This window comes from Burkholderia sp. Ac-20344 (assembly GCF_017104975.1).
Classification (GTDB): Bacteria; Pseudomonadota; Gammaproteobacteria; order Burkholderiales; family Burkholderiaceae; genus Burkholderia.
This window is the reverse complement of record NZ_JAAGPP010000005.1, coordinates 54853-72711: the sequence shown is the minus strand read 5'-3', so window position 1 is coordinate 72711 and position 17859 is coordinate 54853. Positions and strand designations below refer to the sequence as shown.

Sequence of the window (17859 nt, the reverse complement as noted above, 5' to 3'; positions counted from 1 at the left end):
TGTATGGGCGCGTATGGGCGTTTTCGCTACACTGGGCCGTCATCGCATCGGCTTGCGCAGCCGGCCTCCGGCCCCGCGCGGTCGATGCGAACCCATTATTTCAGCGAGCCTTCGCCGCACTTCGAACCATGTCACTCGATCCCAACTATCCTCGCGACCTGATCGGCTACGGCCGCCATCCCGTTCAGGCGAACTGGCCGGGGCGCGCCCGCGTCGCCGTGCAATTCGTGCTGAACTACGAGGAGGGCGGCGAGAACTGCGTGCTGCACGGCGATCCGGGCTCCGAGCAGTTCCTGTCCGAAATCGTCGGCGCGGCCGCGTATCCCGATCGCCACATGAGCATGGAGTCGATCTACGAATACGGGTCGCGGGCCGGCGTATGGCGGATCCTGCGCGAATTCGAGAAGCGTGGGATGCCGCTGACGGTATTCGGCGTCGGGATGGCGATCGAGCGCCACCCGGAGCTCGCGCGCGCGTTCGTCGAGCTGGGCCATGAAATCGCGTGCCACGGCTGGCGCTGGATCCACTACCAGAGCATGACGCCGGAGCTCGAGGCCGAGCACATGCGCCTCGGGATGGAAGCGATCGAGCGCGTGACGGGCGAGCGTCCGCTCGGCTGGTATACCGGCCGCGACAGCCCCAATACGCACCGCCTGGTCGCGGAATACGGCGGCTTCCTGTACGACTCCGACAACTACGGCGACGACCTGCCGTTCTGGATGGACGTCGAAGTGTCGGGCGGCAAGAAGTCGCCGCAGCTGATCGTGCCGTACACGCTCGACACGAACGACATGCGCTTCGCGACGCCGCAGGGCTTCAATACCGGCGATCACTTCTTCGATTACCTGCGCGACGCGTTCGACGTGCTGTACGCGGAGGGCGACGAGGCGCCGAAGATGCTGTCGATCGGCATGCACTGCCGGCTGCTCGGCCGGCCGGGCCGGTTCCGCGGGCTGCAGCGTTTCCTCGATCACATCGAGAAGCACGATCGCGTATGGGTGACGCGCCGTGTCGATATCGCGCGTCACTGGCGTGAACATCATCCGTATCAGCCCAATCATCGAGACGAAGGGAAAGCATGAAGGCGATGCGCTACACGTTGGATCAACTGAACACGATGGCGCCGAGCGCATTTGTCGCGGCGCTGTCGGGGATCTTCGAACATTCGCCGTGGGTGGCCGAAGTCGCGGCGGGCGAGCGGCCGTTCGCGAGCATCGACGCGCTGCACAAGACGATGGCGGGCGCCGTGGAAACGGGCGGCGAAGTGCGCCAGCTCGCGCTGATCAACGCTCACCCGGAGCTGGCCGGCAAGGCCGCCGTGCGCGGCGAACTGACGGCCGAGTCGACGCGCGAGCAGAGCGGCGCGGGCCTCGACCAGTGCACGCAGGAAGAGTTCGACAAGCTGCTGACGCTGAACCGCACGTATCGCGAGAAATTCGGCTTCCCGTTCATCCTCGCGGTGCGCGGCTACGACCGGCACGGCATCATCGCGAACTTCGAGTCGCGCGTGAATCATTCGCGCACCGAGGAACTGCGGGCGAGCCTCGACCAGATCTACCGGATCGCGCGCTTTCGCCTCGACGACCTGATCGACGCCTGACACCGCATACGGCCTGCTGTGTCGCAGCGGCCTGATCGCATCACTGAAACAAGGAAACTTCATGGCTGTTCCGCTTCTCGATCCCAACGCTCCCGACTTCACGCGGCGCTACGTGAATCTTGCCGACCCGCGTCTCGGTGCGCAGGCGCTCGAAGCCAGCGACGATTTCTTCGCGCCGAAGGACCGGATGCTGAACCCCGAGCCGGCCGTCTTCATCCCCGGCAAGTACGACGACCACGGCAAGTGGATGGACGGCTGGGAGACGCGCCGCAAGCGCACGACGGGCTACGACTGGTGCATCGTCAAGCTCGCGCGCCCGGGCGTGATCAAGGGCTTCGACATCGACACGAGCCACTTCACCGGCAACTTCCCGCCGGCCGCGTCGATCGAGGCCGCGTTCGTGGCCGACGGCGCGCCGACGCAGGCGACCGAGTGGGTCGAGATCGTGCCGTCGACGACGCTGCAGGGCAACAGCCATCACTACGTCGAAGCGGGCGACGCGCGTGCGTTCACGCACCTGCGCGTGAACATCTACCCGGATGGCGGCATTGCACGCCTGCGCGTGTACGGCCAGCCGCAGCTCGACTGGGCCGGCGCGAGCGCGACCGAGCAGTTCGATCTCGCGGCGATGGAAAACGGCGGTTACGTGGTGGCCGCGAACAACCAGCACTTCGGCGTCGCGTCGAACCTGCTGCTGCCGGGCCGCGGCGTGAACATGGGTGACGGCTGGGAAACCCGCCGCCGCCGCGAACCGGGCAACGACTGGGCGATCATCGCGCTTGCGCAGCCGGGCGTGATCCGCAAGATCGAAGTCGATACCGCGTTCTTCAAGGGCAACTATCCGGACCGCTGCTCGATCCAGGCCGCGTACGTGTCGGGTGGCACGGACAGCTCGCTGATCACGCAGTCGATGTTCTGGCCGGTGCTGCTCGGCGAGCAGAAGCTGCAGATGGACAAGCAGCACTACTTCGAACATGACATCGCGTCGCTCGGCCCCGTCACGCACGTGCGACTGAACATCATTCCGGACGGCGGCGTGTCGCGCCTGCGTCTGTGGGGGACGCTCGACAAATGAAGACGCTTGCCATCGAACCGCTGACCCGGGAAGCGTTCGCGCCGTTCGGCGACGTGATCGAAACGGAAGGGGCGAAGCAGATCCCGATCAACCTCGGCACCACGATCCGCTTTCACGATCTCGCGAAGGTCGACGTGACCGATGAAGACGGCCGCACGCTCGTCAACCTGTTCCGCGGCCAGCCGCGCACGCTGCCGTTCGAAGTGAAGATGCTGGAGCGGCACCCGCTCGGCAGCCAGGCCTTCGTGCCGCTGAACGACCAGCCGTATCTCGTCGTCGTGGCGCCCGCCGGCGATCTCGATCCGGCGAAGATCCGCGCGTTCGTGACGAGCGGGTGGCAGGGCGTCAACTACGCGAAGGGCGTGTGGCATCACCCGCTGATCGCGCTCGGCGGCGTCAGCGACTTCATCGTCATCGATCGCGGCGGCGACGGCCTGAACCTGAACGAGCAGGACCTGCAGGAATCGCTGTGGCTCACCGACGACGCGCTGCACGCGCTGACCGCCTGAGTCACTGGCGTTTCCGCCATCGCTTGTCGAAACCCGCGCATCGTGCGCGGGTTTTTTTATGTGCCGCCGGTTCCGCGCGGTTCAGGTCGCCGCGGTTTTGCGCGTGTCGCGCGAGCCGCCGGTGCCGCGACGCCGGTTCGCGACCGGCGCATGCTGCGCCATCAGCTCGGCGACCCAGTCGATGAAGACGCGCAGCTTTGCGCTGACGTGCCGGTTTGGCGGGAACGCGACGTACATCGGCATCGGTTCGAGCTGCCATCGCTCGAACAGCGGCACCAGTTCGCCACGGGCGCGATGCGCGCCGGCCATGTAGTCGGGCAGCCACAGAATGCCGAGCCCGGCGAGGCCGGCCTCGAGGTACGCATTGCCGTCGTCGACCGCGAGCACGTAGCGTCCGCGCACGGTGATCTGCTCGCCGTCGCATGCCATCGCAAACGGCAGCGCCTTGCCGGTACGCGCCCACAGAAAACCGACGATCCGGTGATGCGAGTCCTCCAGTTCGTCCGGCTGAGTCGGCGTGCCGGCGCGCGCGAGATAGGCCGGCGACGCGTACACGCCGAGCCGCAGATCGCCGACGTGGCGCGCGACCAGCGCGCGGTCGGTCGGTTCGCCGCCGCGCACGACGCAGTCGACGTTTTCGCCGATCACGTCCACCACGCGGTCGCTCACACCCATGTCGAGCTGGATGTCCGGATAGCGTGCATGGAACGCGGGCAGCGCGGGGATCAGGATCAGGCGCGCGAACGGGCTCGGCACGTCCACGCGCAGCCGCCCGCGGGGCGACGCGGACGCTGCGGACAGGCTCGTTTCGGCATCGTCCATGTCGGCCAGCAGCCGCACGACGCGGTCGTAGTACGCGGCGCCGTCCGCAGTGACGACGACCTTGCGCGTCGTGCGGTTGAACAGCTTCACGCGCAGCCGCGCTTCGAGCTGCTGCACGAGTTGCGTGACGGTGGTGCGGCTCATGTGCAGCGTGTCGGCTGCCTTCGTGAAGCTGCCGGCTTCCACCACGCGGGCGAACGCCTGCATTGCGTCGAATCGATCCATCGGGTCAGGGCTCCGCGTCGGTCGGAATTGTTTGGGACGTGCAAACAGTGTTGGACAGGGTTGCCGGTTTATCCGCCGTGCAACGGATCTTAAAGTGCCTTCATCGTTGATGCCGGGGCGATTTCGCCCCACAAACCGAAGGAGGTATGGGATGGTAAAGCGTAGCGTGGTTTTTCCGCCGGGTCGCCAGGCACTGTACGACCGCAACCGCTATTCGCCGGCGCTGCGCTCGAACGGCTTCCTGTTCGTGTCCGGGCAGGTCGGCAGCCGCGAGGACGGCTCGCCCGAGCCGGAACTGGGCGTGCAGGTCCGCCGCGCGTTCGACAACCTGAATGCGGTGCTGCGCGCGGCGGGCTGCACGTTCGACGACGTCGTCGACGTGACGGTGTTTCTCGTCGACCCCGAAGCGACGTTCGAGCGGATCTGGGAGATCGTCCCTGAATACTGGGGCGACGCGCCGTATCCGACGCTGACTGCCGTCGGCGTGACCTGGCTGTATGGGTTCCAGTTCGAGATCAAGGCGATCGCGCGGCTGGCGGAGACGGTCGACGGGTGAGCGGGGCGGCGCGCATCACGGCGCGATGCTTCGCGCGTAGCGTTGGCGTCGGCGCGTGCTATCGTGCCCGCATCTCCACCGCACGATGCCCGACTCCGGGCGGGTTCCTCCGATGAGCCAACCTGAAAACGACCTCGCGATCCTGCTGCGCACGATGCAGCCCGAACTGCATCCGGGGGCATTCGCATTCGTATCGCTGCCGCTCGATGCAGACGTATCGTTATCCGAAGCGATCGCGACGTTTCGTGAAGCGGAAGGACTGACGGTCGTCGTCGACGAGGAGACGGCCGCGCGTCGCGGCTGGCCCGTGCTGTTCCGTGCCGCGTGGATCACGCTGACCGTGCATTCCGACCTCGCGGCCGTCGGCCTTACGGCGGCGTTCGCGCGGGCGCTCGGCGCGGCCGGCATCAGCTGCAACGTGATGGCGGCCGCATGTCACGATCACATCTTCGTGCCGTTCGACGACGGCCCGCGTGCGCTCGATGCGCTCGTCGCACTCCAGCGCGACGCGATGCGCGGCTGAAGCACGAAGGGCATCCGAAACACGCAAAAGAACGGGCCCGTCACCGGGCCCGCGAACGGAGAGGAGTGCGCCGGAAAACGACCCCGGGCGCACGGCGGCTTACTTGTTCGCGCCACCCTCGAACCAGGCGGCGAGCTTCGTCCGCTCGTCGTCGGTCATGTGCGTGACGTTGCCGATCGGCATCGCCTTCAGGCGCACGGCCTGCTCGTAGATACGCTGCGCGTTCTTCGACACTTCATCCGGCGTGTCGAACATCACGCCCGCGGGGGCGCTGCCCATCAGCGTCGGCTTCGACGAGTGGCACTCGACGCAGCGTTGCTGCAGGATCGGCATGATGTCGTTGATCACGACCTTCGGCGCGTTCGCGGCCTGCGCTTCCGGCGCGACCGGCTTCGGCGTCGTCCAGACCAGTGCGCCTGCCAGCAGTGCGACGCCGCCGATCGGCAGGTACCACAGCTGCTTGCCGCGGTGGCGCATCACGAAGAACTGGCGGATCAGCGCGCCGGCCAGCATGATCAGCACGAGCACGACCCAGTTGAACTTGTTCGTGTACGTCATCGCATAGTGGTTCGACAGCATCGCGAACACGACCGGCAGCGTGAAGTACGTGTTGTGCACCGAGCGCTGCTTGCCGCGCTTGCCGTAGATCGGGTTCGGCTCTTCACCCTTGAGCATCTTGTCGACCATCTTGCGCTGGCCGGGGATGATCACGAAGAACACGTTCGCCGACATGATCGTCGCGAGCATTGCGCCGACGATCAGGTACGCGGCACGACCCGCGAAGATGTGGCACGCGAGGTACGCGGCGGCGACCACGTAGAGGCCGACGCAGATGCCGAGCACACGGTCGTTGGTGCCGAGGATGCGGCACAGCGAGTCGTAGACGATCCAGCCTGCCGCGAGGAAGCCGAGTGCGGAGGCGACGGCGACCACCGGGCCCATGTCGAGCACGCTCTTGTCGATCAGGTACGTGTTCGGCGCGAGCAGGTACAGCACGAAGAACAGCGAGAAGCCCGACAGCCAGGTCGTGTACGACGGCCACTTCGACCAGTGCAGGTCATCCGGCATTTCCGGCGGAGCGACCGTGTACTTCTGCATGTTGTAGAAGCCGCCGCCGTGGACGTGCCACAGCTCGCCGAACACACCGCGCTTGCGCTGGTTCGGGTCCGTCGGCGGTTTCAGGCTGTTGTCGAGCGCGACGAAATAGAACGACTCGCCGATCCACGCGATGGCGACGATGACGTGCAGCCATCGCAGCGCGAGGTTCAGCCAGTCGGTGATGAAGCCTTCCATGAAACTCCTCCAGACTCAGATTTTGTCTTGATGCGGGCGCCGATGCGTATGTCAGCTGCCGCGATAGGTGCTGTACGACCACGGCGACACGAGCAGCGGCACGTGGTAGTGCGAGCCGGTGTCGGCGATGCCGAAGCGGAGCACGACGCGGTCGACGAAACGGGGTTCGGGCACCTTCACGCCGTGCGACGCGAAGTAGTCGCCGGCATGGAACACGAGTTCGTATTCGCCGGCGGCAAGCGCGGCGCCTTCGAGCAGGGGTTCGTCGCAGCGGCCGTCGCTATTGGTCAGCACGGTCTTGATCGCGCGGCGCGATTCGCCGTCCAGCGCGTAGAGGTCCACCTTGATGGCAGCGCCGGGACGGCCGTGCGCCGTATCGAGTACGTGGGTAGTGAGCTTTCCCATTCGCAATTGTCCTTGTGTGAATGCGAGGTTCGGCGGCGACCCGATCCATTGACTGTGCGGCGGATCGAGGCTCCACGTCACGTGGCTACATACCCGTCGGCGAGATTGAAGCGAGCGCCGTGCAGGCATTGTAAAAAGGTTCCCCGCGCAAATACGGGCGCGATATCAAAGATAATGCGCCGCGCATGAGCGGCTGTCGACGGCCCGCCGGATACGGCTTGCGGCAGGCGTGTCGGGCACTCGGCAAGGCGTTGCGCGGGTACCATATCGAATCTGTGAAGCGCGGTATTCCGGATCGCGCATTGTGTGCGGCGCGCGCTTGGGCGATCCTCCCGCCGTGCGCGTCGGCCGATGGCCCGCGCGTACCCCGAAGACGGCGAGCACGCCGGGTAACCGGGCCAGGGCGTTCGAACGGACGCTGGCACCGGAGCGTGCCGCGATTCAGCGTTCGAACGGCTGTGTGACCGTCCCCAGGATCCGCCCCTGGGGCAGACCGACGCGGAGAACGCATGAACCTCGAGCAGCACGCTGGCGCACGCGCGCCGAACCCTTCCTCATCCCGCCCGAAAACCCTGCTGGTCAAGCACGCCGACGTGCTCGTGACCATGGACGACACGCGCCGCGAGCTGCGCGACGCGGGGCTCTACATCGAAGACAACCGGATCGTCGCGGTCGGCCCGACCGCTGGACTGCCCGATACGGCCGACGAGGTGCTCGACCTGCGCGGCCACCTCGTGATCCCGGGGCTCGTGAACACGCACCACCACATGTACCAGAGCCTCACGCGCGCGGTGCCGGCCGCGCAGAACGCCGAACTGTTCGGCTGGCTCACGAACCTGTACCGGATCTGGGCGCACCTGACGCCCGAGATGATCGAGGTGTCGACGCTCACCGCGATGGCCGAGCTGCTGCAGTCGGGCTGCACGACGTCGAGCGACCACCTGTACATCTACCCGAACGGCAGCCGCCTCGACGACAGCATCGGCGCCGCGCAGCGGATCGGCATGCGGTTTCACGCGAGCCGCGGTGCGATGAGCGTCGGCCAGCGCGACGGCGGGCTGCCGCCCGATTCGGTCGTCGAGCGCGAGCCCGACATCCTGCGCGACACGCAGCGCCTGATCGAGACCTATCACGACGAAGGGCGCTACGCGATGCTGCGCGTGGTCGTCGCGCCATGCTCGCCGTTCTCGGTGAGCCGCGAGCTGATGCGCGACGCGGCCGTGCTCGCGCGCGAATACGGCGTGTCGCTGCACACGCACCTCGCGGAGAACGTCAACGACATCGCGTACAGCCGCGAGAAGTTCGGGATGACGCCGGCCGAATATGCGGAAGATCTCGGCTGGGTCGGCCACGACGTGTGGCATGCGCACTGCGTGCAGCTCGACGATGCGGGCATCGGCCTGTTCGCGCGCACCGGCACGGGTGTCGCGCACTGTCCGTGCTCGAACATGCGGCTCGCGTCGGGTATCGCGCCGGTGAAGAAGATGCGTCTCGCGGGCGTGCCGGTCGGTCTCGGCGTCGACGGCTCGGCATCGAACGACGGCGCGCAGATGGTCGTGGAAGTGCGGCAGGCGCTGCTGCTGCAACGGGTCGGTTTCGGGCCCGATGCGATGACCGCGCGCGAAGCGCTCGAGATCGCGACGCTCGGCGGGGCGAAGGTGCTGAACCGCGACGATATCGGCGCGCTGAAGCCCGGCATGGCCGCGGACTTCGCTGCGTTCGACCTGCGCCAGCCGCTGTTCGCGGGCGCGCTGCACGATCCGGTCGCGGCGCTCGTGTTCTGCGCGCCGTCGCAGACCGCGTACACGGTGGTGAACGGGAAGGTGGTGGTGCGGGAAGGGCGGCTGGCGACGCTCGACCTGCCGCCCGTCATCGCGCGTCATAACGCGCTGGCGCAGGCACTCGTGGAGGCGTCGCGCTGACGCGTCGGCGTGAAGGTCGCGCTCGCGCGCTGCGGATCGGGCGCGCGGCGGCGGCCGTGGCCGCCACACGCACGCATTGCGCCGGGCCACGCGGCAGCGGCATGGCCGGCGCCCGCGTCGTGCGCGATTACGTCTCGATCAGCGTGCGGGTGGCTTCGGCGACGAGGCTGCGCAGCCAGCGCACTTCGTCGGAGTAGTGGCAGCGCTCGTGCCACAGCTGGTAGTACTGCATCGGCGGGAAGTCGAGCGGCGCCGGCACGACCGACAGCGGCAGGAACTTCGCGTAGTGATCGGCGAACAGGCGCGTCGTCGTGAAGATCAGGTCGGACTTCACGAGCACGTAAGGCGCGAGATTGAAGTACGGCAGCGTGACGACCACGTGGCGCTTGAGCCGTTCGCGCGCGAGATGCACGTCGATCGCGCCGCGCTGGCCGACCGAGTAAGGCGTCGGCGCGAGATGCGGTGCGTTCAGGTACTGGTCGAGCGTGAGCCCGCCGCGCTTCGCGAACGGGTGCGTGTTGCTCATCAGGCAGACGATTTCGTCGACGAACAGGTTCGACAGGTGCAGCTGCTCGGGCGGTTCGGGCCAGTTGCCGACGACGATGTCGAGCTTGCCGTCCTCCAGCGCGAGCTCGTAGTCGAACGCGGGACCGAGCGAATGGAATTCGAGCGTCGCGTTCGGCGCGGCCAGGCGGAAGCGCTCGACGACGGTCGGCACGAACAGCACGTTCAGGTAGTCGGGGCAGCCGATCCGGTAGCAGCGGATCGACGTGGCCGGGTCGAAGTTGTGCTGCTGGAACTTGATGCGCTCGATTTCACGCAGCGCGTTCTGCACGGGCTCGAGCAGACGCAGCCCATATTCGGTCGGCACCATGCCGGACTTGCCGCGCACCAGCAGCGGATCGCCGGTGATGTCGCGCAGGCGCCGCAGCGCGGCGCTGATCGCCGGTTGCGACTGGTTCAGTTTGACGGCCGCGCGCGTGACGCTGCGCTCCATCAACAAGGTGTGCAAGACGCGCAAGAGGTACGTGTCGATCGCCTCGCGTTGCTGACTCATGATATCTCCAGGTTATATGTCCGGGCTGATCGAGGGGGTATGGGGGTATATCGTTTTTAATATGAAGCCGGGCCAGCGTCAAGAGATGGATACCCGCAGGCACCCGCCGGCCGGGCCGCGACAAGGGGCCCGGCCGGGGGCGATGTGAAGCGCGCGGCGCCGCGCGGATGCGCGACGAGCGGATCCGGATCGCGGCGCGGCGGGTGATGCGATGTGCGCGTCAGTCGTCGATGCGCATGCCGACCTTCAGCGTGACCTGCCAGTGAACGACCTGGTCGCCTTCGATGTGACCGCGCGTTTCGGTCACCTGGAACCAGTGCAGGTTGTGCAGCGTCTTGCCGGCTTTCGAGATCGCGTTGCGGATGGCGTCGTCGCTCGATTGCTGTGACGAACCGGTCAGCTCGATCATCTTGTACACGTGGTCGCTCATGATGCGCTCCCTGGGATATCGGTATGGATTGCCGGTGCAAGCCGTGGTCCCGAAGCGGCGCCGCGCGTGTCCGGCTTCTTGAGTGATAGGTATGATGGGCGGCAAGTTCAACCCATATCGGAGACGAGGAACATCGTGGAAGTCGGATTTTGCGGACCGGGATTGATGGGCGCGCCGATGATTCGGCATTTGCTGGCGGCCGGGCATCGCGTCAGCGTGTGGAATCGCTCGCGCGACAAGGCCGAGGCACTCGTGAAGGACGGCGCGCAGGTGGTCGCCACGCCGCGCGAACTCGCGGAGCGCGTCGATACGGTATTCGTGTGCGTGCTCGACGGCCGTGCGGTGGGCGACGTCGCATACGGCGCGCACGGGCTGCTCTCCGGCGACGCCGCTGCGCGTCGCCTGCAGCGCATCGTCGATCATTCGAGCATCCCGCCTGCCGCGACGCGTGATTACGCGGCGCGCGCGGCTGCGCTCGGCGTCGGCTGGATCGATGCGCCCGTATCGGGCGGCGTGCCCGGCGCGCAGGCCGGCACGCTCGCGGTGATGGCCGGCGGCCGCGCGGCGGATCTCGACGCGGTGCGGCCGCTGATCGACACGTACGCGTCGCGCATCACGCATATGGGCGACGCGGGCGCGGGGCAGACGGCGAAGCTGTGCAACCAGGCGATCGTCACCGCGACGGTGACCGCGATCGCCGAGGCGGTTGGGCTCGCGCAGGCGAGCGGTATCGATGCCGCTCGCCTGGCCGAAGCGCTGGCCGGCGGCTGGGCCGATTCGGTATTGCTGCAGACGTTCGTGCCACGCATGACGTCGGGCGGCCATCCGCCGATCGGCGCACTCAGCACGTTCCAGAAGGACGTCGATGCGATCGCCGACGCGGCGCGCGACACGGGCGCGGTGATGCCCGTGTCGGCCACCGTGCAGCAGGTGCTGCGGCTCGGCGCCGCGCAAGGGCTCGCCGGCGCCGATTTCGCCGCGTTCATCGACATCGTGCGGCCCGGCAACGGGCGTCAGCCGGCATCGTGACGGGCAAGCGGGGCGCGTGAATGGCAGATGGGCCGCCCGGAGGCGGCCCATCGAATGGCAGGCTGATCAGCCGAGGGAGCGTGGTGTCGTGTCGCCGGCGTTCTGGCGGCCGAGCCCGCCGCGCAGGCTCGCTTTCGTGCCTGCACCAAACTCGGGCAGGATGCGCGCACGCGCACGGCTGGCGAACACGAGGAAGCCGAAGCCGTTTGCTTCGTACCAATAACCGCCGTTCTCGAGGCCGTCCAGCGGCTGCTCGAGCGCGTTGGCGATCGATTCGATGCAACGCTTGCGCAGCTCGGCGATGGCCGGATAGGGCGGCTGGGCGCCGCGCACGCTGCACAGGAGCACGTCGAGACCGGGCAGCACATGTGCGTACAGGACAGGTTCGTCCTGCGCACGGGCGCGTGCAATCTTGGTGTCGAGCTGGGCAAACGGTTTCGAGTGGCGCAATACCGCGAGGAATGACTCCTGGCCATCCTGCTGGGCACGCCGACGTTTTTTCGGGAAGGACATAAACACTCGCCTCAAAAACAATTGCAAGAAATGCGGCACTTTCATGCGACCCACTCCCGGCTATGTACGCCGCATGTCGATCCTTTATAGCACACGAAAATGCTGCCTTCGTGCAGTACGACGATCAATGTCTCCCGTCGACCTGCTCGCCATGATCGACACAGCCAGCGTCTTGGCGCCCGTACTGTCGTTTAGTCTCCATCATAGACCTGCTTTCCGCGCGCGTGCATTCGCCGGTCACAAAAAAATGAGACACGCCGCATGCGGCGGTGCATCGCGCGCAATAAAAAGGCCCGCACGGGGCGGGCCTGGCACGCGGGGCGCTCGATGCTCAGCGCTGCTTCAGCGAATCGCGGATCTCGCGCAGCAGCACGGTGTCTTCCGGCGTCGCGGCCGGCGCGGCTTCTTCCGGCTTGCGCAGCTTGTTGATGAATTTCACCATCAGGAAAATGATGAACGCCAGGATGACGAAATTGATCGCGACGGTGATGAACGAGCCGTAGCCGAACGCGGCGACACCCGCGGCCTGCAGGTCCTTGAACGAATCGGGATTACCCTTGAACGTCGGGGGGATGGTGCCGAGCAGAACGAACTTGTTCGAGAAATCCAGACCGCCCGTCAGCACGCCGATGACCGGCATGATGAGGTCTTTCACGACCGAGTCGACGATCTTCGAGAACGCGCCGCCGATGATCACGCCGACGGCGAGATCCATGACGTTGCCCTTGACGGCGAACTCCTTGAATTCCTTGATGATGCTCATGAGCGGCTTTCTCCTGGTTGGGGCGAGGGGAGGCGTGCCGCGACGCGCAGGGGTACAGAGCGTCGAATGAGGGTCGGTGGCACGCCGATGGCCGCATGATAGCGAACGCTCCCCATTGCCGGTAGCCCATCTTGAAATGATTGACAAATCCGCGCGTCGGCGCGGCCGGCATGCAGGGAAGCGTGGCGTGCGCTGCAGTGCGTCGCGGGTGCGTCGACGCGCTGCGCGGTGTCAGGTGTTGTCGTCGGTCCAGCCGTCGTCGTTGCTGCCGAGATCCATACCGCCGCCGTTGCCGTCGCTCCAGTTCGACGCATCGCCGCGGCCGAGGTCGAAGCCCGGGTCGTTCTCTTGCCGCCGGTGCTCGCCGTCGACGATCACGTCGCGTTCGACCACGCGCTCGCGGCCGCCCGACATCGCTTCGCCGAGCAGGACGCCGGTCAGCAGCCCGCCCATGCCGCCGCCGAAACCGCCGCCGCCTTGCTGGATCACCACCGGCGGTTGCTGTTGCGGGTAGGGCTGCTGCGGATACGGCTGGCCTTGCGCGCCCGTCATGCGATCGGCTTCCTGCGCATACACGGAGCCGCTGCCGTTCGCCGGTGCCGCCGGTTGCACGGCTGGATCGGGACGGCCTTCGACGCGTGCCTTCACGCTCGCATGGCGCTGCTCGAGTTCATCGACGCGATACGGCGGCACCGGATTCTTGCCGTTCGACAGCGCCTCGACGAGCGTGCGCGCATCGGTCTCGATCGCTTCGAGTTCGCCCGTGAGCGCCGCGGCGCCGGGCGCCGTCGACAGCTTCGCGTCGAGTTTCAGCGGGCGGATGTCGTTCAGCACGTCGGTGGCACGCTTGAGCTGCGTGCGGCGTTCGTCGTCGGCGCGGCTGTCGTCGGCCGTGCGCGCGCGCCGCAGCGTCCAGCGCAGCACCAGCGCGATCACCGCGACGATCAGCCCGAGGCCGATCCACATGCCGGTCGACGGGCCGTGTTTTTCGGCCGGCGCGACAGCGGGCGCGAGCGACGATTGCAGCGTGCCGGCCTGCGCGGCCGACGGCGCATTGCCGCTCACGCGCGCGGCGTCGGCGCGGATGCGCGACTCCGTCTGCGCGAAGCGCGACGCGTCGGTGAACTTCAGTTGCGGATCGAGCGACTTCGCGCGCTGCAGCTGTGCGAGTGCGTCGGATGCGCGGCCCTCGCGATCCAGCACCTGCGCGTACAGGTAGCGTGCGTGCGCGTTGTTCGGATGGGCGTCGATGACTTGCGACAGCTGCGTGTCGGCTTGCTGCCAGTTGCGTTGCGCGATCGACTGCTCGACCTGCTGCAGCGACGGGACCGCAAACGCGGCGGACGACAGCAACATCAGCGAGAGGCCGAGTGCGGCGAGAGATTTCTTCATGGTCGAACCGGGCGCAGGCGCCCGTCTCCTGACGATCGGTTCGCGCCGCACGCCCGGGGCGGGCGGCGGCGCGGTTGCCCGCAATTACCGTTACTGCGCGGGCGTGTCGAGCTGCTTCTTCAGCGCGGCGAGGCGATCCTCGACCGACGGGCCCTTGTTCAGCGCGGCGAGCTTGTCGTCGAGCGCCTTGCCGCTCGACGTATCGGCCGAATTCAGGCGTGCGTCCGAACGTGCATTCTGCAGCGCGACCTTGTCCTCGAGTTTCTGGAAGTCCTCCGACAGGTTCTTGCCGCCGATGCCGCCCAAGGCGCTTGCCGCGACGTCCTTCGCCTGCGCGATTTCCTGCTTGGCCTGCAGGATGTTCGAGCGCGCATTCAGGTCGTTGCGGCGCTGGCGCATGTCGGCGATCTGCCCCTTCAGCTTGTCGACCGACGGCTCGAGCGTCGACAGCTCGGACGCGAGTGCGTCGCGCTCGGCTTCCGCGTTCGACTGTGCGCCGAGCGCCTCGCGGGCGAGCGTTTCGTCGCCGGCCTGCAGTGCGCGCTTCGCGCCGTCCTCGTACTTCTTTACCTTGTCGTCGGCCGCATCGCGCTTGCTGCGCTGGGTCGCGACCTGTGCCTCGATCTCGATCAGCGAATTCTCGGCACGGCCGATGCTGTCGTCGAGCTCCCGCACGATCTGCCGTGCGTCGCGCGACGGATCCTGTACCGAATCGGCCGCATCGTTCAGCAGGCCTTTGATCGTGCGCGAAACAGAGTCGAAAAGCGACATGAAATCCTCCGTGGTTGAAAGGCGCCGCGCGACCGCGGCAGTGCCCGTTGCGAGCCGGTTCCGACCCGCATGAGCCGGCGGATATTACACCACCGTTTCACTTAAATACGGCTTAAACGCGCGAGTTCAAGCGGCTTGCGCATCAGGATGTCGAACCTTTCGCGATTGAAAGAAAATCGGCAGTGCGCGCCATATAGCGTGTCCATGATAGGCAGAGGATGCCGACAATACGTTCCTCAAATCACGCCATTGCGGGAATTTTTACAAAAAATCGCGAAGGCACCCGGTCGATTTCATTAAAATGCGCTGTCACGTCGCGGGAACGGATCGCCGCGCGGCGGGGTCTGTCGACGTGACAGCCGCATCACGCTGCACCTGCTCTGATTCATCCGCTTGCATTTCCGCATGCGTCCGAGGGCGCCACGACCGCCCGCCATTCCGACATGCCAATTATCAAACGACCGCCTTCTTCTTCCGACAGGAACGAACCCCACTACACGCTGCGCCGTTCGCCGTCCGGAGCCTATTACCCCGATGACGACGATCGCGACGACGACCGCCGCACCCAGCGCAGCGGCGGCGGCGGGCACCGTCGCTCGTTCGGCTCGCGCGTCGTGCTGTGGTTCGCCGGCCTGTTCGCGACGCTGGCGATCGTCGGCGCGCTGATCGTCGGCTACGCGCTGGTCGTGATGGCGCCGCAGCTGCCGTCGCTCGATGCGCTGACCAACTACCAGCCGAAGGTGCCGCTACGCGTGTTCACGGCCGATCACGTGCTGATCGGCGAGTTCGGCGAGGAGCGCCGCAGCCTCGTGCGCTTCCAGGACATTCCGGACGTGATGAAGAAGGCCGTGCTCGCGATCGAGGACTACCGCTTCTACGAACACGGCGGCGTCGACTTCGTCGGCATCCTGCGGGCGGGTGTGGCCGACCTGATGCACGGCGGCGCACGCCAGGGCGCGAGCACGATCACGATGCAGGTCGCGCGCAACTTCTTCCTGTCGAGCGAGAAGACCTACACGCGCAAGATCTACGAAATGCTGCTCGCGTACAAGATCGAGAAGGCCCTGACGAAGGACCAGATCCTCGAGCTGTACATGAACCAGATCTATCTCGGCCAGCGCTCGTACGGCTTCGCGGCCGCCGCGCGCGTGTACTTCGGGAAGGACCTGAAGGACATCACGCTCGCGGAAGCGGCGATGCTCGCCGGGCTGCCGAAGGCGCCGTCCGCGTACAACCCGGTCGTCAATCCGAAGCGCGCGAAGGTACGCCAGGAATACATCCTGAAGCGCATGCTCGAGGTCGGCTACATCACGCAGCCGCAGTACGACGAGGCCGTGAAGGAAGAGATCCACGTGCGCACGCCGGGCAACCAGTACGCGGTGCACGGCGAATATGTCGCCGAGATGGTGCGGCAGATGATGTACCAGCAGTACAAGGACGAAACCTATACGCGCGGGCTGACCGTCACGACGACGATCAACTCGTCCGACCAGGAAGCCGCATACCAGGCCGTGCGTCGTGGCATTCTCGACTACGAGCGCCGCCACGGCTATCGCGGGCCGGAAGCGTCGATCAAGCTGCCCGCGGCCGGCGACGACCGCGACGAGGCGATCGACGATGCGCTCGCCGATCACCCGGACAACGGCGACCTGCAGTCGGCCGTCGTGCTGTCGGCGTCGCCGAACGCGGTCGAGGTGCAGTTCGTCGGCGGCGCGACCACGACGATCGGCCCGGCCGGGCTGCGCTTCGTGGCGGCCGCGCTCGGCCCCCGTGCGAACGACACGCTGCGCATCAAGCCGGGCTCGGTCGTGCGCGTGCTGAGGGACGGCAAGACGGGCTGGCAGGTCGTGCAGCTGCCGCAGGTCGAAGGCGCGCTCGTCGCGATCGCGCCGCAGGATGGCGCGATCCGCTCGCTCGTCGGCGGCTTCGATTTCAACAAGAGCAAGTTCAACCACGTGACGCAGGCATGGCGGCAGCCGGGCTCGTCGTTCAAGCCGTTCATCTACTCGGCGTCGCTCGACAAGGGCATGGGGCCGGCGACGATGATCAACGACGCGCCGCTGTACTTCCCGCCGAGCGTGCCGGGCGGCACCGCGTGGGAGCCGAAGGACGACGACCAGCCCGACGGCCCGATGACGATGCGTACCGGCCTGCAGCGCTCGAAGAACCTCGTGTCGATCCGGATCCTCGCGTCGATCGGCACGCAGTATGCGCAGCAGTATGTGACGCAGCGCTTCGGCTTCGATCCCGCGAAGACGCCGCCGTACCTGCCGATGGCGCTCGGCGCGGGCCTCGTGACGCCGCTGCAGCTCGCAACCGGCTACGCGGTGTTCGCGAACGGCGGCTACAAGGTCGATCCGTACCTGATCGCCGAGGTCGACGACGCACGCGGCCAGCCGCTGCAGAAGTCGCAGCCGGTGCTCGCGGGCAGCACGGCGCCGCGCACGATCGAAGGCCGCAATGCGTACGTGATGAACAGCCTGCTGCATTCGGTCGCGACGGCCGGCACGGGCGCGGGCACCAACGCGCTGGGCCGCAGCGACCTGCAGGGCAAGACCGGTACGACGAACGACGCGAAGGACGGCTGGTTCGCCGGCTACCAGCAGTCGCTCGTCGCGGTCGCATGGATGGGCTTCGACCAGCCGAAGAGCCTCGGCAGCCGCGAATTCGGCGCGCAGCTCGCGTTGCCGATCTGGGTGAACTACATGCGCACCGCGCTGAACGGCGTGCCCGAGCAGCAGATGCCGATGCCGGACGGCCTGACCTCGATCGACGGCGAGCTGTACTATGCCGATCGCACGCCGGGCAACGGCTTCGTCGCGAACGTCGACATCAACCCGGCCGAGAACGCGATCAGCGCGAACGACGCACTCGGCTCGGCCGGTGCGGCGGGGCTTGCGCCGCCGCCCGTGACGGCTCAGGAGAAGCAGCAGATCATGGACATGTTCGAGAACAAGTAAGCGGCACGCCGCTG

The 17859-nt window shown here is 66.8% G+C and carries 18 protein-coding genes; 9 read left to right on the top strand and 9 right to left on the bottom strand.

What is annotated here, in order from left to right:
- Positions 1–128 precede the first annotated feature (128 nt).
- From puuE to G3N64_RS03145, 4 genes are all read left to right on the top strand, one after another.
- A complete protein-coding gene (gene puuE, locus G3N64_RS03160; RefSeq protein WP_205782345.1) occupies positions 129–1082 on the top strand; it encodes an allantoinase PuuE in 954 nt (317 codons plus the stop codon).
- Complete coding sequence (gene uraD, locus G3N64_RS03155) at positions 1079–1600, top strand: 2-oxo-4-hydroxy-4-carboxy-5-ureidoimidazoline decarboxylase (RefSeq protein WP_205782342.1); 522 nt, start codon at positions 1079–1081, stop codon at positions 1598–1600. Before puuE ends, uraD begins: the two co-directional genes overlap by 4 nt.
- Before the next feature lie 61 nt (positions 1601–1661).
- Positions 1662–2675: an allantoicase gene (alc, locus tag G3N64_RS03150; protein ID WP_205782336.1), complete on the top strand. Its 1014-nt coding sequence runs from the start codon at positions 1662–1664 to the stop codon at positions 2673–2675.
- Positions 2672–3184 carry an ureidoglycolate lyase gene (locus G3N64_RS03145; protein WP_205782334.1) on the top strand — a complete coding sequence of 171 codons (513 nt, stop codon included), beginning with the start codon at positions 2672–2674 and terminating at the stop codon, positions 3182–3184. Before alc ends, G3N64_RS03145 begins: the two co-directional genes overlap by 4 nt.
- An 81-nt stretch (positions 3185–3265) precedes the next feature.
- Here the strand turns inward: G3N64_RS03145 and G3N64_RS03140 are convergent, their stop codons facing one another.
- On the bottom strand, positions 3266–4231 hold the full coding sequence (locus G3N64_RS03140) for a LysR family transcriptional regulator (RefSeq protein ID WP_205782332.1): 966 nt from the start codon (positions 4229–4231) through the stop codon (positions 3266–3268).
- Between the two features lie 151 nt (positions 4232–4382).
- Here G3N64_RS03140 and G3N64_RS03135 point away from each other — a divergent pair, with 151 nt between their 5' ends.
- Both G3N64_RS03135 and G3N64_RS03130 read left to right on the top strand, forming a co-directional pair.
- Positions 4383–4787, top strand: a complete 405-nt coding sequence (locus tag G3N64_RS03135; protein ID WP_205782330.1) for a RidA family protein — start codon at positions 4383–4385, stop codon at positions 4785–4787.
- Positions 4788–4899: 112 nt separating this feature from the next.
- Positions 4900–5310, top strand: coding sequence for an ACT domain-containing protein (locus tag G3N64_RS03130; protein ID WP_205782329.1), 411 nt, complete (start codon positions 4900–4902; stop codon positions 5308–5310).
- A gap of 99 nt (positions 5311–5409) precedes the next feature.
- On the opposite strand, the gene G3N64_RS03125 is transcribed toward G3N64_RS03130, so the two are convergent.
- Positions 5410–6603: a urate hydroxylase PuuD gene (locus tag G3N64_RS03125; RefSeq protein WP_205782320.1), complete on the bottom strand. Its 1194-nt coding sequence runs from the start codon at positions 6601–6603 to the stop codon at positions 5410–5412.
- 51 nt (positions 6604–6654) lie between these two features.
- Positions 6655–7008: a hydroxyisourate hydrolase gene (gene uraH / locus G3N64_RS03120; RefSeq protein ID WP_205782318.1), complete on the bottom strand. Its 354-nt coding sequence runs from the start codon at positions 7006–7008 to the stop codon at positions 6655–6657.
- Between the two features lie 509 nt (positions 7009–7517).
- Here uraH and G3N64_RS03115 point away from each other — a divergent pair.
- Positions 7518–8930 carry an 8-oxoguanine deaminase gene (locus G3N64_RS03115; RefSeq protein ID WP_205782306.1) on the top strand — a complete coding sequence of 471 codons (1413 nt, stop codon included), beginning with the start codon at positions 7518–7520 and terminating at the stop codon, positions 8928–8930.
- A 127-nt stretch (positions 8931–9057) separates the two neighbouring features.
- Here the strand turns inward: G3N64_RS03115 and G3N64_RS03110 are convergent, their stop codons facing one another.
- Together G3N64_RS03110 and G3N64_RS03105 are read right to left on the bottom strand one after the other, a co-directional pair.
- Entirely contained in the window at positions 9058–9987 is a 930-nt protein-coding gene (locus tag G3N64_RS03110; RefSeq protein WP_205782300.1) for a LysR substrate-binding domain-containing protein, read from the bottom strand.
- A gap of 220 nt (positions 9988–10207) precedes the next feature.
- Positions 10208–10417 carry a dodecin gene (locus G3N64_RS03105; protein ID WP_021160372.1) on the bottom strand — a complete coding sequence of 70 codons (210 nt, stop codon included), beginning with the start codon at positions 10415–10417 and terminating at the stop codon, positions 10208–10210.
- Between the two features lie 135 nt (positions 10418–10552).
- Between G3N64_RS03105 and G3N64_RS03100 the strand changes: the two genes are divergently transcribed.
- Entirely contained in the window at positions 10553–11446 is an 894-nt protein-coding gene (locus tag G3N64_RS03100) for an NAD(P)-dependent oxidoreductase (RefSeq protein ID WP_205782292.1), read from the top strand.
- Between the two features lie 66 nt (positions 11447–11512).
- Here G3N64_RS03100 and G3N64_RS03095 read toward each other — a convergent pair whose 3' ends face one another.
- From G3N64_RS03095 to G3N64_RS03080, 4 genes are all read right to left on the bottom strand, one after another.
- A complete protein-coding gene (locus G3N64_RS03095) occupies positions 11513–11959 on the bottom strand; it encodes a hypothetical protein (RefSeq protein ID WP_027784713.1) in 447 nt (148 codons plus the stop codon).
- Between the two features lie 331 nt (positions 11960–12290).
- A complete protein-coding gene (gene mscL, locus G3N64_RS03090; protein ID WP_006487991.1) occupies positions 12291–12722 on the bottom strand; it encodes a large conductance mechanosensitive channel protein MscL in 432 nt (143 codons plus the stop codon).
- A 231-nt stretch (positions 12723–12953) separates the two neighbouring features.
- Positions 12954–14114 carry a tetratricopeptide repeat protein gene (locus G3N64_RS03085; RefSeq protein ID WP_205782290.1) on the bottom strand — a complete coding sequence of 387 codons (1161 nt, stop codon included), beginning with the start codon at positions 14112–14114 and terminating at the stop codon, positions 12954–12956.
- A gap of 90 nt (positions 14115–14204) precedes the next feature.
- A complete protein-coding gene (locus tag G3N64_RS03080) occupies positions 14205–14885 on the bottom strand; it encodes a PspA/IM30 family protein (RefSeq protein WP_205782288.1) in 681 nt (226 codons plus the stop codon).
- A gap of 443 nt (positions 14886–15328) precedes the next feature.
- Here G3N64_RS03080 and G3N64_RS03075 point away from each other — a divergent pair, with 443 nt between their 5' ends.
- Positions 15329–17845, top strand: coding sequence for a penicillin-binding protein 1A (locus G3N64_RS03075; RefSeq protein WP_205782286.1), 2517 nt, complete (start codon positions 15329–15331; stop codon positions 17843–17845).
- Positions 17846–17859: the final 14 nt, after the last annotated feature.

Bases quoted from the DNA above. Each gene is read 5' to 3' on its own strand.
- puuE (WP_205782345.1), top strand. From the start codon at position 129: ATGTCACTCGATCCCAACTATCCTCGCGACCTGATCGGCTACGGCCGC.
- uraD (WP_205782342.1), top strand. From the start codon at position 1,079: ATGAAGGCGATGCGCTACACGTTGGATCAACTGAACACGATGGCGCCG.
- alc (WP_205782336.1), top strand. From the start codon at position 1,662: ATGGCTGTTCCGCTTCTCGATCCCAACGCTCCCGACTTCACGCGGCGC.
- G3N64_RS03145 (WP_205782334.1), top strand. From the start codon at position 2,672: ATGAAGACGCTTGCCATCGAACCGCTGACCCGGGAAGCGTTCGCGCCG.
- G3N64_RS03140 (WP_205782332.1), bottom strand. From the start codon at position 4,231: ATGGATCGATTCGACGCAATGCAGGCGTTCGCCCGCGTGGTGGAAGCC.
- G3N64_RS03135 (WP_205782330.1), top strand. From the start codon at position 4,383: ATGGTAAAGCGTAGCGTGGTTTTTCCGCCGGGTCGCCAGGCACTGTAC.
- G3N64_RS03130 (WP_205782329.1), top strand. From the start codon at position 4,900: ATGAGCCAACCTGAAAACGACCTCGCGATCCTGCTGCGCACGATGCAG.
- G3N64_RS03125 (WP_205782320.1), bottom strand. From the start codon at position 6,603: ATGGAAGGCTTCATCACCGACTGGCTGAACCTCGCGCTGCGATGGCTG.
- uraH (WP_205782318.1), bottom strand. From the start codon at position 7,008: ATGGGAAAGCTCACTACCCACGTACTCGATACGGCGCACGGCCGTCCC.
- G3N64_RS03115 (WP_205782306.1), top strand. From the start codon at position 7,518: ATGAACCTCGAGCAGCACGCTGGCGCACGCGCGCCGAACCCTTCCTCA.
- G3N64_RS03110 (WP_205782300.1), bottom strand. From the start codon at position 9,987: ATGAGTCAGCAACGCGAGGCGATCGACACGTACCTCTTGCGCGTCTTG.
- G3N64_RS03105 (WP_021160372.1), bottom strand. From the start codon at position 10,417: ATGAGCGACCACGTGTACAAGATGATCGAGCTGACCGGTTCGTCACAG.
- G3N64_RS03095 (WP_027784713.1), bottom strand. From the start codon at position 11,959: ATGTCCTTCCCGAAAAAACGTCGGCGTGCCCAGCAGGATGGCCAGGAG.
- mscL (WP_006487991.1), bottom strand. From the start codon at position 12,722: ATGAGCATCATCAAGGAATTCAAGGAGTTCGCCGTCAAGGGCAACGTC.
- G3N64_RS03085 (WP_205782290.1), bottom strand. From the start codon at position 14,114: ATGAAGAAATCTCTCGCCGCACTCGGCCTCTCGCTGATGTTGCTGTCG.
- G3N64_RS03080 (WP_205782288.1), bottom strand. From the start codon at position 14,885: ATGTCGCTTTTCGACTCTGTTTCGCGCACGATCAAAGGCCTGCTGAAC.
- G3N64_RS03075 (WP_205782286.1), top strand. From the start codon at position 15,329: ATGCCAATTATCAAACGACCGCCTTCTTCTTCCGACAGGAACGAACCC.